The sequence below is a fragment of the Microbulbifer sp. SE14 genome (assembly GCF_059834885.1).
In genome coordinates this window covers 45803-58529 of sequence record NZ_JCBAJA010000010.1, presented here as the reverse complement: position 1 = coordinate 58529, position 12727 = coordinate 45803, and the positions used below count along the sequence as shown (strand labels likewise).

The 12727-nt window shown below is 63.7% G+C and carries 9 protein-coding genes; 2 read left to right on the top strand and 7 right to left on the bottom strand.

The window, feature by feature from the left end; all coding sequences use genetic code 11:
• Positions 1–142: 142 nt before the first annotated feature.
• Positions 143–2065, bottom strand: coding sequence for a PrkA family serine protein kinase (locus tag AC6R19_RS09275; protein ID WP_500579522.1), 1923 nt, complete (start codon positions 2063–2065; stop codon positions 143–145).
• A 368-nt stretch (positions 2066–2433) separates the two neighbouring features.
• Here AC6R19_RS09275 and galE point away from each other — a divergent pair, with 368 nt between their 5' ends.
• The gene (gene galE, locus AC6R19_RS09270; protein ID WP_500579521.1) at positions 2434–3462 is read left to right on the top strand and encodes a UDP-glucose 4-epimerase GalE; all 1029 of its coding nucleotides are present in this window, start codon (positions 2434–2436) and stop codon (positions 3460–3462) included.
• Positions 3463–3468: 6 nt separating this feature from the next.
• On the opposite strand, the gene AC6R19_RS09265 is transcribed toward galE, so the two are convergent.
• The 6 genes from AC6R19_RS09265 to AC6R19_RS09240 form a co-directional block, all read right to left on the bottom strand.
• Positions 3469–4578: a CapA family protein gene (locus AC6R19_RS09265; RefSeq protein WP_500579520.1), complete on the bottom strand. Its 1110-nt coding sequence runs from the start codon at positions 4576–4578 to the stop codon at positions 3469–3471.
• An 86-nt stretch (positions 4579–4664) separates the two neighbouring features.
• On the bottom strand, positions 4665–5477 hold the full coding sequence (locus AC6R19_RS09260; protein WP_500579519.1) for a symmetrical bis(5'-nucleosyl)-tetraphosphatase: 813 nt from the start codon (positions 5475–5477) through the stop codon (positions 4665–4667).
• Between the two features lie 27 nt (positions 5478–5504).
• On the bottom strand, positions 5505–6305 hold the full coding sequence (gene rsmA / locus AC6R19_RS09255) for a 16S rRNA (adenine(1518)-N(6)/adenine(1519)-N(6))-dimethyltransferase RsmA (protein WP_500579518.1): 801 nt from the start codon (positions 6303–6305) through the stop codon (positions 5505–5507).
• A gap of 95 nt (positions 6306–6400) precedes the next feature.
• Positions 6401–7387 (bottom strand): 4-hydroxythreonine-4-phosphate dehydrogenase PdxA, encoded by a 987-nt coding sequence (gene pdxA / locus AC6R19_RS09250; RefSeq protein ID WP_500579517.1) that lies wholly within the window; start codon positions 7385–7387, stop codon positions 6401–6403.
• Between the two features lie 69 nt (positions 7388–7456).
• A complete protein-coding gene (locus AC6R19_RS09245; RefSeq protein ID WP_500579516.1) occupies positions 7457–8791 on the bottom strand; it encodes a peptidylprolyl isomerase in 1335 nt (444 codons plus the stop codon).
• Between the two features lie 8 nt (positions 8792–8799).
• Positions 8800–11394, bottom strand: coding sequence for an LPS-assembly protein LptD (locus tag AC6R19_RS09240; protein WP_500579515.1), 2595 nt, complete (start codon positions 11392–11394; stop codon positions 8800–8802).
• Between the two features lie 239 nt (positions 11395–11633).
• Here AC6R19_RS09240 and AC6R19_RS09235 point away from each other — a divergent pair, with 239 nt between their 5' ends.
• Positions 11634–12725, top strand: coding sequence for an aminoglycoside phosphotransferase family protein (locus tag AC6R19_RS09235; protein WP_500579514.1), 1092 nt, complete (start codon positions 11634–11636; stop codon positions 12723–12725).
• Positions 12726–12727: the final 2 nt, after the last annotated feature.

Genomic DNA, 12727 nt, shown 5'->3' with positions numbered 1-12727 from the left:
GCTTGTCGGCGAGGTGGCCCGGCCGCTCCAGGTATTCACGGCGCCTTCGGCCCCTCTCGCCAACAGTCTCGCAAATTGCCCCCAGCATCAGAGCCTTCGCATCAGCAATCGAGTACTATTCGCCAACGATCGCTCCTTTACCCTACTGCGACTTGCGCACCCGCAGATACCACTCCGAAAGCAGTCGTACCTGCTTCTCCGTATAGCCCCGCTCCACCATGCGTGCGACAAAATCGGCGTGCTTCTTCTTGTCGTCGGCGGAGGCCTTGGTGTTGAAGGAGATTACCGGCAGCAGGTCCTCGGTATTGGAGAACATCTTCTTCTCGATCACTGCACGCAGTTTTTCGTAGGAGCGCCAGTCCGGGTTCTTGCCTTGGTTGTTGGCGCGGGCGCGCAGCACGAAGTTGACTATCTCGTTGCGGAAATCCTTCGGGTTGGAAATGCCCGCGGGTTTCTCGGTTTTTTCCAGCTCCTCGTTCAGAGCACCACGGTCGAGTATCTCGCCGGTTTCCGGATCGCGGTATTCCTGGTCCTGGATCCAGAAGTCGGCGTAGGTGACATAGCGGTCGAACAGATTCTGGCCGTACTCGGCATAGGATTCCAGGTAAGCGGTCTGGATTTCCTTGCCGATAAATTCCACATAGCGCGGCGCCAGGTATTCCTTGATAAAGCCCAGGTAGTTTTCCTGCACTTCCGGCGGGAACTGTTCCTGCTCTATCTGTTGCTCCAGCACATAGAGCAGGTGTACCGGGTTGGCCGCCACTTCGGTGGCGTCGAAGTTAAAGACCTTGGACAATATCTTGAACGCGAAGCGGGTGGAGAGGCCGTTCATGCCCTCGTCGACTCCGGCGTTGTCCCGGTATTCCTGCATGGTCTTCGCTTTCGGGTCCGTATCTTTCAGGTTCTCGCCGTCGTAGACGCGCATCTTGGAGTAGAGGCTGGAGTTCTCCGGATTCTTGATCCGGGACAGCACCGAGAACTGCGCCAGCATGCGCAGTGTGTCCGGTGCGCAGGGGGCCTTGGACAGGGAGCTGTTCTCCAGCAGCTTGCCGTAGATCTTGATCTCTTCCTGCACCCGCACGCAGTAGGGCACCTTGACGATATAGATGCGGTCGAGGAAGGCCTCGTTGTTGCGGTTGTTGCGGAAGGACTGCCACTCGGACTCGTTGGAGTGGGCGAGGATGGTGCCGGTGAATGGAATGGAGCCGAGTCCCTCGGTGCTGTTGTAGTTGCCCTCCTGGGTGGCGGTCAGTAACGGGTGCAGCACCTTGATCGGCGCCTTGAACATCTCGACGAATTCCATCAGCCCCTGATTGGCGCGGCACAGGCTGCCGGAGAAGCTGTAGGCATCCGGGTCGTTCTGGGGGAAATCCTCCAGCTTGCGGATATCGATCTTGCCGACCAGGGAGGAGATATCCTGGTTGTTCTCGTCGCCCGGTTCCGTCTTGGATATGGCCACCTGGTCGAGAATCGACGGGCGGATTTTCACCACGCGGAATTTGCTGATATCGCCCTTGTATTCGTGCAGCCGCTTCACCGCCCAGGGTGACATGATAGTATTCACGTAGCGCCGCGCTATGCCGTAGTCCTCTTCCAGTATCTGGCCGTCCTCGTTCGGCGAGAAGAGGCTCAGCGGCGATTCGAACACCGGCGAGCCCTTGATGGCGTAGATGGGGATTTTCTCCATCAGTGCCTTGAGGCGCTCCGCCAGGGACGACTTGCCGCCGCCCACCGGGCCCAACAGGTAGAGGATCTGTTTCTTCTCCTCCAGCCCCTGGGCGGCGTGGCGGAAGAAGGAGACTATCTGCTCTATCGCCTCCTCCATGCCGTAGAACTCGCTGAAGGCCTCGTAGCGCTTGATCACCTTGTTGGAGAAGATGCGCGACAGGCGCGGGTCGCGGGAGGTGTCCACCAGCTCCGCCTCGCCAATGGCCATCAGCATACGCTCGGCGGGGGAGGCGTAGGCACTGCGGTCTGTTTTGCACAGCTCCAGGTACTCCTGGATGCTGAGCTCTTCATCCTGGATGGACTCGTACCTCTCCAGGTAGTGATTGAAAATCGTCATGATGTACAGCTCCCTGTAGCGTGTCGGACAGCGTTCGGCGTCCTGCCGGCCGCCCCGGGTGAGCGCGCAGCCTACTGCGTCAAATGTGCGTCTAACCCGTCGGGCCGGCGACCTGACCGCGAACCTGCTCCGCAGAATTCACGTTTGCTGGAGTGCGCGTGCGCGCGAAACACTATCTTTATTACCGGTGGCAGGGGGCACCTCCCTGCTGCGCGGAAGCGACGCGAAATCAGCTCCCGCACTTCCAGCATAGTTCCCCATCTAGTCTCGGCGTCGAATTTTCTGCCAATATAGAAGTTGAACTGGGCGGCAGGTTTGCGCTCTACTAGGCGCCTTCTTTAGAACTCGAAGCGATTGAGGGAGTCGTTATGGCGATCCTGGTCACCGGCGGCGCCGGTTATATTGGCAGCCACACCTGCGTCGAACTGCTTGCCGCGGGCTGGGAACCCGTCGTGGCAGACAACCTGGCCAACAGCAGCGAAGAGTCCCTGCACCGGGTCGAGGCCATCGCCGGGTGCCGGGTGCCCTTCCACAGGGTGGATATCGGCGATGCCGAGGGACTGGGTGAAATTTTTTCCCGCTACGACATAGAGGCGGTAATCCATTTTGCCGGCCTCAAGGCCGTAGGCGAGTCCGTGGCGCAGCCGTTGCGCTATTACCAGAACAATGTTGCCGGCACCCTGGCCCTGTGCCGGGTGATGGAGGATTTTGGGGTGCGCCAGCTGATCTTCAGCTCCTCCGCCACCGTCTACGGCGACCCGGCCAGCGTGCCCATCCGCGAGGACTTCCCCACCGGCGCCACCAATCCCTATGGCGCCAGCAAGCTGATGGTGGAGGGCATGCTGCGCGATCTCTGCGCGGCGCCGGACAGTCAGTGGAAGGTCAGCCTGCTGCGCTACTTCAATCCCATCGGTGCCCACGAGAGCGGCACCATCGGCGAGGATCCGCGGGGCATCCCCAACAACCTGCTGCCCTACGTGGCCCAGGTCGCGGTGGGCCGCCTGCCGCAGCTGCAGGTGTTCGGCGACGACTACGACACCGTCGACGGTACCGGCGTGCGCGACTATATCCACGTGGTGGACCTGGCCCGCGGGCACCTGGCGGCGCTGGAGAAACTGCGGCGGGGAGAGACAAAGGACGGCTGCTACACCTACAACCTGGGCACGGGCCGCGGCAGTTCCGTGCTGGAGATAGTGCGCGCCTTCGAGCAGGCCAGTGGCCGCCAGGTGCCCTACAAGATAGCCCCGCGCCGTCCCGGCGATATCGCCGAGTGCTATGCCGATCCGGCACTGGCGGAACAGGAGCTGGGCTGGAAGGCCAGGTACGACCTCGAGCGGATGGTCGCGGACACCTGGCGCTGGCAGTTCCGGAACCCGAACGGCTACGCAGCGGGTTAAGGATCGCTACCAGCTCAACAGGAAAGTCTCCCCATCCTCCGATGACCGCAGTGCCGCCCCCAACTGGCGGCACTCGCGGTCCAGGGTGCCGAGCAGCCAGTCTCGATCGTCTCTTGTCGGTTTCTGCAGGCGAAAGCGCCGCATCTCAAGCGGAATCACCTCAAGCCGCCGCAGGGCCCCGCTTCCCCGGTCCAGGTCGACGCAGTAGAGCGGCCGCAGGTGCGAGCGGTACTCCTCGTGGCCGCTGATCCCCTCGTAGTCATTGATCAGGTCCCCGCAGCCATACAGAATCGCCCGCTCCCGGTAGACTTCGATACCTTGGGGGTGGTGGGAGGAATGGCCGTGCACCAGGTCCACGCCGGCGTCGATCAGGCGGTGGGCGAATTCCCGCTGTCGACGCGCGATACGATAGCCCCAGTTGCCGCCCCAGTGGATGGAGACAATGATCAGGTCTTCGGGCTCTCGATAGACATCTATCTGCTGCACCAGGCTCTGCGAGACTTCCTCGGATAAATCGCCAACAAAGTACACGCCGGCTTTATTTCCCGTCGCCGCCCATTCCTCCGGAATGCCGCTGCTGTAGTGGCCGCAAGCAAAAGACAACAGCCGCTTGTTCCCGAGATCGATCAGCGCCGGTGCCGCCGCCGAGCGGGCATCAGCTCCCGCACCGGCGGTTTTCAGTCCCGACTGCTGTAGGCAGCGAAGGGTTTCCTCCAGGCCATCGTAACCCCAGTCCAGCACATGGTTGTTGGCCAGGCCGCAGATATCGATCTGCGCGGCAGTGATGGCCGGAATGTTGCCCGGGTGCATGCGGTAGTTGATCCCCTTGCCCGGCCAGGCGTCGTCGCAGCTGGTCACGGCGGTTTCCAGATTGATGATCCTGCAATCCGGCTCCCGCGCCGCGATGGCACCGAGCGCCTCGCCCCACAGGTAATCGAAAGGCACCGGTGCCGGAATACTGCCATTGCGTTCTTCCGCCAGCGCCACATAGCCCTTGGCGGAGCGCATGTAGGATTCATGGATCTGCGGATCACCGGCGCAGGGCAGCACCTGGTCGATGCCGCGCCCGGTCATCACGTCGCCGGTCAGGATCAGCCTGAAGTCATTGAACCGCAAGTTGCACCCATATCCTGAATTAACAGCTCAAAGCGTACAGTCGCGAAGGGGGAAATGGTCGCGGGAGTAGTCGGGTTTCGGTCTATCTAAAGGCCGCAATCCGCGCAGAAAAACTTCTCGTCACTGAGCCGCATCGCGGTCAGGTACCCTCCCCAGACACAGCCGGTATCCAGCGCATAGACATTCTTCGTATCGGCCCTGCCTTCCAGCGCAGCCCAGTGGCCGAAGATGATTTTGTCTTTTTTGGTCTTGCGTTCGGGAAAGCTGAACCAGGGTTTGAACTCGCCGTGGGCGGCCTGGGGGCCGCGTTTGGTGACCAGGTCGAGGGTGCCGTCGGCCTTGCAGAAGCGCATGCGCGTGAAGTAATTGGTGATGGAGCGCAGTCGCTCGATTCCCAATAAATGTTCGCTCCAACAGTGGGGCTCGTTGCCGTACATGCCGTAGAAATAGGCCTTGGCCAGGGCGTCGTCGGCCAGGGCCCGATGCACTTCGCCGGAGAGTTCCAGTGCCTTGGTGACACTCCAGATCGGTGGTATGCCAGCATGCACCATGGTGAAGCCTTTCTTGTGCACCACCAGCGGCAGGCCCTGCAGCCAGCCCAGCAGCTTGTCGGCGTCCCTGGCGCGCAGCACCTTTGCCAAATCGTGTTCCCTGTCGGTCAGGCGCTTGGCGCCGTGGGCCAGGGCCAGCAGGTGCAGGTCGTGGTTGCCGAGCACCGCGGTGACCTGGTGGCGGTGCTCGTAGAGAAAGCGCAGGGTGCCCAGGCTGTCGTGACCGCGGTGCACCATATCGCCGGCGAGCCACAGTTTGTCGCGGTCGGGGCGGAAGTGGATTTTCTTCAGCAGCCGCTGCAGCGGCTCAAAACAGCCCTGTATATCGCCGATAGCGTAGGTGGCCAAAACTCAATCCCGAATCCGGTTTTCTGGTTATCTGTTCTCGAACTCAGCGCAGTAGTTTGCCAGCTCTACAAATTCCTGCACGCTGAAAGTTTCCGGGCGGCGCCCGGCGTCCACCGGCAACTGCCCGGTGTCCAGGTCAGGATACAGGGGTTTCAGCGCATTGCGCAGGGTCTTGCGGCGCTGTTGGAAGGCGACATTGACGATGCGCTCCAGCAGCTGCTCGTCCTGTGCCGGGTAGGGCGGGGTGGCGTGGGGGACCATGCGCACTATCGCGGATTCCACCTTGGGGGCCGGGCGGAAGGACTGCGGCGGCACCGGGAACAATCCCTGCACACGGCAGTGGTACTGCACCATCACGCTGAGGCGGCCATAGGACTTGCTGCCGGGGGTGGCGCTGAGGCGGTCCACGACTTCCTTCTGCAGCATGAAGTGCATGTCCTGCACTTTGCCCCTGAAGCTGAGCAGGTGGAACAGCAGCGGCGTGGAAATGTTGTAGGGCAGGTTGCCGACGATACGCAGCTTATCGCCGCCGGCGAATTCACCAAAATCGAACTTGAGCGCATCCTTCTCGATGATGCTGAATTCCGGGTAGTCGCGGAACTTGAATTTCAGCAGCGGTATCAGGTCGCGGTCCAGTTCCACCGCGGTCAGCGACGGGCAGCGCTGCAGCAGTAACCGGGTGATGGCGCCCTGGCCGGGGCCTATCTCCACCAGCTTGTCGGTTTCCTTCGGCGCTACGGCGCGCACTATGCGCTCGATGATATTTTCATCGACGAGGAAGTTCTGGCCGAAGCGCTTGCGGGCCTTGTGTTGGAAAAAATTGTCCATTAAAAGATATTCGCTTGGTTTTCGTAGAATGGGCAAAGCGCAGTATGCCCATCGGAGGCCAGTGATGGGCACGTCGCTGCGCTCCTTTGCCCATCCTACAGGTGGCGTAAACGTGCTAGTTCGATTGCCTGGGACAGGGCCGCCTGCAGGCTGCCGCTGTCGGCCACGCCCTGGCCGGCGATATTGAGGGCGGTACCGTGGTCCACCGAGGTGCGGATAAACGGCAGCCCGAGGGTAATGTTCACCGCATGGCCGAAACCCTTGAATTTTAACACCGGCAGGCCCTGGTCGTGGTACATGGCCAGCACCGCGTCGCAGCGCGCCAGTTGCGGCGGGGTGAACAGGGTGTCGGCGGGCAGCGGGCCTGTCAGCTGCAGGCCGAGGGCGCGCAGTTTGTCCAGCGCCGGCTCTATGACTTCGATCTCCTCGCGCCCCAGGTGGCCGCCCTCGCCAGCGTGGGGGTTGAGGCCGCAGACGCCGATGCGCGGCCTCTCTATGCGGAACTGATCGCGCAGGCTGCGGTGCAGTATGGTGATGATCTGCTCCAGCCGCTCGCCGGTGATCGCGGCACTGACATCCTTGAGCGGCAGGTGGGTGGTGGCCAGGGCCACCCTGAGTTCGTCCGCCGCCAGCATCATCACCACCCGCTCGACGCCGGCCAGGCCGGCGAAGAATTCGGTGTGGCCGCTGAAGGCGATGCCGGCGTCGTTGATCACGCCTTTGTGCACCGGGCCGGTTACCAGGGCGTCGAAGCGCCGCGCCAGGCAGCCCTCGGCGGCGCTGCGCAAAGTGTCGAGCACATAGTTGGCGTTGGCGGTGTTGAGCAGGCCCGCCCGGGCGGGCTCAGCCATCGGAATCGGCTGGACATAGAGGCTACCGGTGGGGGTGGCCTCGGAGGGGGCGAGGGGATCAAACGGCAGCAGCTCGAGGGGCAGGCGCAATTGGGCGGCGGTCTGCTCGAGCAGCCCCGCATCGCAAACCGCGACCATCTGTGCGGCGCTGCCGGCGCTGGCGAGTTTGACGGCCAGCTCCGGGCCTATGCCGGCGGGCTCGCCGGGGGTGAGGGCGATTCTCGGGATCATGGTTGCGCCGGTCTGTTCAATAAAAATACCGGGCAGCGGGTGCCCGGTATTGTGACTGCAAGCAGGCCGCTACTGCTGTTCGGCGTCCCCGGATTCTTCCTGCATGTCCGGCAGCTTGATCTCCACATAGGCCTGGTCGCGGATTTCCTGGCGCCAGTTCTGCAGTTCCTCCTCGTAGCGGCGGTTGCGCAGCAGGTTGGCGGCCTGGTTGCGGATGTACTGGTCGGTCATGTCCTGCTTGCGGCGGCCCTCCACCTGGAGGATGTGCCAGCCGAACTGGCTGCGGAAGGGCATGCTCACCTCACCCACCGGGGTGCTGTCCATGGCCTGGGTGAACTCGGGCACGAACTGGCCGGGCATGGACCAGCCCAGGTCGCCGCCCTGCAGCATGGTGCCTATGTCCTCGGAATTCTCCCGCGCCAGTTCGCCGAAGTCGGCGCCGTCCAGTATCTGCTGGCGCAGCTCGACCAGCTTGTTGTAGGCGTCGTCGTCGCTGAGGATGGCAGAGGGCTTGACCAGTATATGGCGCACCTTGGTCTGCTCTACCACCTGCTCGGTGGAGCCGCGCTGGGCGTGGATCTTCAGCAGGTGGAAGCCGGCGTCGCTACGGAAGGGCTCGGTGACATCGCCCACCTTCAGGCCCTCGAGGGCATCGGCAAACAGGGTCGGCAGCTCCACCGTCTTGCGCCAGCCCAGGTCGCCGCCGGACAGAGCATTCTGGCCGGCGGAATTGGCGATGGCCAGGCGACGGAAGTCGGCGCCGCCACGGATTTGCTGAACCAGCTGCCCGGCCTTCTCCCGCGCCTGTGTGACCTCGTTGGCGGGGGCGCTGGAGCTGACGGGAATCAGGATATGGCCCAGCTCGTACTGGGGCGATTTCCAGAACTCGCCCTCCTTGGAGCGCAGGAAGTTGTCGATATCCTGGTCGGTGATCTGGATGCGGCGGTTGACGCTGCCCTGCTCGACGCGACGGATCAGCAACTCCTGGCGGATCTGCTGGCGGAAACTCTTCATGGACAGGCCGTCGGCGGCCAGCCGCTGGCGGAATTCCTCCGGGCTGACACCGGCGTTCTGCTGCACCCGCGCTATGGCCTGGTCCAGTTCTGCCTCGGAGATGGTGACGCCGGCGCGGGAGGCCATCTGCAGCTGCAGTCGTTCGATAATCAGTTGCTCCAGCACCTGGCGGCGCAGTATATCCATCGGCGGTGCCTGCACCTGCTGGGCCTGTATCTGGCTCACGATGGTGTTCAGGCGCTGCTGCAGTTCACTGGCCATCACCACGTCGTCGTCCACCACGGCAACCACCCGGTCGAGTGTCTGCACCTGGGCCCTGGCGATACTGGCGGCCAGGGCGCAGAGCGCAACCAGCGCCAGCAGGCCGCTTTTGAGCGCGGATTTATGCATTATTGTCATCACTGTTTCAGTACTTCTCTCTGATCAAAGTTGGCGATGCCCTGGCTGAGCATGCGGGTGACGGTGGTGCCGAGTCCGGCGAGCCCCTTCAATTGCAGTTCCAGGTAGACCCCCTCGTCGAACTCCAGGTCCTCCGGATCCACCACGTCCGCCAGGTCGTTGTCCAGGGAGCGGCGCCACACCAGGCGCGCGCGATAGCAGCAGTTGTCATATTCGACGCCGGCCAGGTATTCCAGTTCCCGGTTGTAGGTGAAATCGTAGTTGGCGCCCGCCAGTATAGAAGTGCGGGCGTTGACCGGTAAAACCGCGGAGGCATTGCCCTGGCGGATGGATCTGTCCGTCACCTCGCCGTCGGCGAGGGTGACTTCAGCGTCGTTGCGCTGGTAGACGTAGCCCAGGTTGAAGATGCGGAAGTCCTCGTCCAGGTAGCGCAGGCTGAAGTTGCCGCGGTTGATGTTCTGCTCGCTGTCGTCGTAGACGATCTCGCTGCCGATTCGCAGCGACTGGATGGGGCGGCTCTCCAGGCGTGCGGCCAGTTCCGAGCGGGGGGAGTCCTCGATGAAGCCGGTGCGGCCGATCCGTGTGTCGTCGGAATAGAAGATCTGGCCGACGCTGGCGGACAGCAGGTCGCGGCCGCTGGACGGATCGATGAAACGCGTGGTGAGGCCCAGGGCCACCCGGTCGGCGTCGTCGATGCGGTCATTGCCGGTAAAGCGGCTGTCGCGGAACAGCTGGTCGTAGCTGAAGGTGAACAGCGAGGTGTCGAACAGCAGGTCGTTGCCGCCATCAAGCGGACTCTGGCTGATATCGATAAAGTCGCTCTGGTCGGCGTCGCTGCTGACCAGGACAAACAGGCGCGGCTCCAGGGTCTGCACATAGTCGCGGCCGAAGGCGTTGCTGTCGCGCTCGAAGAAGAGCCCCGTGTCCAGGGTGAACTGGCCTGCCGAGACCTCCGGGGTATCGCTGCTCTCCGGCTTCAGGAACTGGTCGTCCAGGCGGTAGCTCAGGTAGCGCGCCGCCACGCCGGGCTTGATATAGCCCCACAGCCACTGTTGGTCCCAGTAGAACTCGTAGTCCAGGCGGTAGCGCTCACCGGTGACGAAGTCCCGGGTGATATCCCTGACACTGTTCGGGTCCGAGGTGTCGCGGATGACCTGAATCGTCTGGGTGTCGTCGTGGTCCCAACTGGTGACCTCGTTCTGCATCGACAGCAGCCAGTCGCCCCAGCGGTAGTTGCCGTCCACGTCCAGGCGCGGCAACTGGGCGTAGGTGTCGAACCTGTCCTTTTGCAGCAGTTGGTAATCCTGGCCGCGCAGGGTCGCCTGCCAGTGTTCACTGCTGAGTGTGCCCTGTACCGTCTGGTTGACCTGGGTCTCGGCGGACACACTCAGGTTGGCGGTGTCCAGGTCGCGGAAGTAGTCGGGGTCGCTGACCTTGGTGTAATCGATATTGGTACGCCAGAAACTGTCGCTGCCGCCCTGCTGTTCCAGGTTCAGCAGCCAGCGGTCGGTGCCCTTGGCCGGATTGACAAGGTCCTCCGGGAAACCGGCCTGGATCAGCTCGCGGGCATCCTCGTCGTCGCCGCCCTTGTCATTCGGCAGGCCGGCGACGCGCACTTCGGTATTGAACAGCCGGCTCAGGTGGCGCACTTCCACTTCCGCACCTGTGCCGCGGTACTGGATATAGCGCGGCACTATGGTGGCGTCCATCTGCGGGGCGATATTCCAGTAGTAGGGGATGGCGACATCCCAGCCGTTCTCGTCGCTGTGGCTGACGGCGGGAAACAGCAGTCCGGACAGGCGCGCGTCCCCCACCGGGAAGCGCAGGTAGGGGAAGTAGAAGACCGGCACATCGAGGATCTCCAGGCGTACGTCCCGCGCCACCCCCTGGCGTTCCACATTGTCGATGGTGATCTGGCCGCCGCTGACGCGCCAGATCTCCTCGCCCGGCTCGCAGCGGGTGTAGCTGCCCCGGGTCAGGATCAGTTCGCCGCTGGCCTCGCGGGCGGCGTGGCTGGCGCTGCCGTGCACGAAGGCATCGTGCATCACATAGGTCGCGTCCTCAATGGCCGCGGCCCTGCTGTCGGTGTGCACCTCCGCGGCCTTGCCGCGCACCAGCAGGTTGGGCTCGCGCATCTCGATGGCGCCGCGCAGGTAGGCGGTGTTCTCGTTGCGGTTGACATCCACCTGGTCGGCAAACAGCTGGCGGTGGCCCTGGGTGATATGCACGTTGCCGCGCAGCTGCGCCGTGCCGTCGTCCAGCCACTTGGACTCGTCGGCGGTGGCGCGCAGCGGCGCCTCCTCCGGGAGCAGGTCTGCGCCTATGTAGTTGCGCGGCGGCGCCACGAAGGCGCCGGAGCAGACCGCCGGCATGGCGGCGCGCTGTTCCGGAGTCAGCTGCCACTTGGGCAACCAGTCCAGGTAGAGGTAGGGGTTGTATTCCAGCCCGGCTTCGGCGGCAGCGGCATCCGCGGGCTCTTCCGCCGCGCCGGCCCACAGCGGTTGCGCGGCGATCAGGCCGATGGCGAGGGAGCGCGGGCGCGAGATTTGTCCGATTGCCAGCGCCAGGCGGCGCCACCGGGAAGCTTCCAGCATCAGGTGATATGTTCCGGCTATCTTTAGTGTTTCCTAAGAGGGGACTGCGCTCTTCCCGCCGCTTTTTTTTGGGGAGTGGGGGTGCGCAAAAATCAGCGGACGATTCTACTTGAATGTAGGGGTGGTTAACACTAATGGCTTGGTTCCGGGGCAAAACTGCCGGGAATTGCGCCGCCGTTGCTGGACGGCGCCGGCGGCCCGGTTACAATGCGGCCAAACCATCTGAGTAGTACCGGTGCATGAGTGAGCCTTCGACAGACGCGGCGGCTGGCAAGATAGACGCGACAGGCGCAACAGACGCAACAGATAAGAGGCGCGAGGCACTGGGCCTCTGGGCCGGTCGCGCGCTGCACGCTGGCAGTGCGGTGCCGCTGCGAACGCTGGCCGGCGACGCCGGCTTCCGCCGCTATTTCCGCGCCCTGACGGAGCCGCCGCTGATCGCGGTGGATTCACCGCCCGAACGCACCAACCCCGCACGCTTCGTCGCCGTGGCGGACTACCTGCGCCGCCACGGTATCCACACGCCGATGGTGGCGGAGGCGGATGTGGAACACGGCTTTATGCTGCTCGAGGATCTGGGCGACCAGCAGCTGCTCGGCCTCCTCGACGAAGACAGCGTCGAGGGCCTCTACGCCGAGGTGCTGAGCGAGCTGCTGTGCCTGCAGCAGATACCGCCGGCGGACGACCTCTTCCCGCCCTACAGTCGCGAACTGCTGTTGACGGAGATGCGCATACTGCCGGAGTGGCTGGCGGGCAAGCTGCTCGGCTACCGGCTGAGCGAGGCGGACGAGCGGCTGCTGGAGGACACCTTCAGCCTGCTGCTGGACAGTGCCGCCGAGCAGCCCCAGGTGCTGGTGCACCGGGACTACCACAGCCGCAACCTGATGATCCGCGACGGCGAGCGCCCGGGTGTGGTGGATTTCCAGGACGCCGTCTGGGGGCCCGTCACCTACGACCTGGCCTCGCTGCTGCGCGACTGCTATATACGCTGGCCGCGGGAGCGGGTGGAGCGCTGGGCCCTGGCCTACGCCGCCACCGCCGAGGCGGCCGGAGTGCTGGAGCCGGTGGCACCGGAGACTTTCCTGCGCTGGTTCGACTGGATGGGCCTGCAGCGGCATATCAAGGTGCTGGGCCTCTTCCCGCGCCTCTACCTGCGCGACGGCAAGCGGGGCTACCTGCCGGACCTGCCGCTGGTGATCCGCTACGCGCTGGAGGTGGCGGACCGCTACCCGGAGCTGAAGCCCTTCGCCGACTGGTTCCGCGCCGAACTGCTGCCGCTGGCCGAGGGTCAGGACTGGTACCGGGACTACCGCAGCGCCGGTAACCGTTAGAG

Coding starts and splice junctions, on each gene's coding strand:
- AC6R19_RS09245 (WP_500579516.1), bottom strand. CDS start 8,791: ATGCATAAATCCGCGCTCAAAAGCGGCCTGCTGGCGCTGGTTGCGCTC.
- AC6R19_RS09275 (WP_500579522.1), bottom strand. CDS start 2,065: ATGACGATTTTCAATCACTACCTGGAGAGGTACGAGTCCATCCAGGAT.
- galE (WP_500579521.1), top strand. CDS start 2,434: ATGGCGATCCTGGTCACCGGCGGCGCCGGTTATATTGGCAGCCACACC.
- rsmA (WP_500579518.1), bottom strand. CDS start 6,305: ATGGACAATTTTTTCCAACACAAGGCCCGCAAGCGCTTCGGCCAGAAC.
- AC6R19_RS09235 (WP_500579514.1), top strand. CDS start 11,634: ATGAGTGAGCCTTCGACAGACGCGGCGGCTGGCAAGATAGACGCGACA.
- pdxA (WP_500579517.1), bottom strand. CDS start 7,387: ATGATCCCGAGAATCGCCCTCACCCCCGGCGAGCCCGCCGGCATAGGC.
- AC6R19_RS09240 (WP_500579515.1), bottom strand. CDS start 11,394: ATGCTGGAAGCTTCCCGGTGGCGCCGCCTGGCGCTGGCAATCGGACAA.